Origin of the sequence: Bacillus sp. DHT2 (genome assembly GCF_026241455.1) — a bacterium.
GTDB lineage: Bacteria > Bacillota > Bacilli > Bacillales > Bacillaceae_G > Bacillus_A > Bacillus_A pseudomycoides.
On the sequence record NZ_JAPHWH010000114.1, the window covers coordinates 1 to 255 of the forward strand.

Genomic DNA, 255 nt, shown 5'->3' on the forward strand with positions numbered 1-255 from the left:
ATAGGATAAAATCCGAATCCGAAATCACCAAATTCACCTAGCTGTCCGATTTCAGAAGCTAATGTAGAATGATACTGAGACATTATCGAAATTAGATGTTCTATTTCTTCTAATTCACCAGTCGACCAACGTCCCAGCACTTCATCATAAATGGTCAGGTCTTCAGGGATTAAGTCGCATCGTAGTTCAGCTTCCTTAAACTTATTTATCACGGCTAGATGCAATTTTTCATTCGTTCCCATGATGGTTTTATTT

The 255-nt window shown here is 37.6% G+C and carries 1 pseudogene; it reads right to left on the bottom strand.

Going from position 1 to position 255, the window contains the following annotated elements:
- A pseudogene (locus ORL93_RS31160) lies at positions 1-255 on the bottom strand (hypothetical protein); the annotation flags it as partial.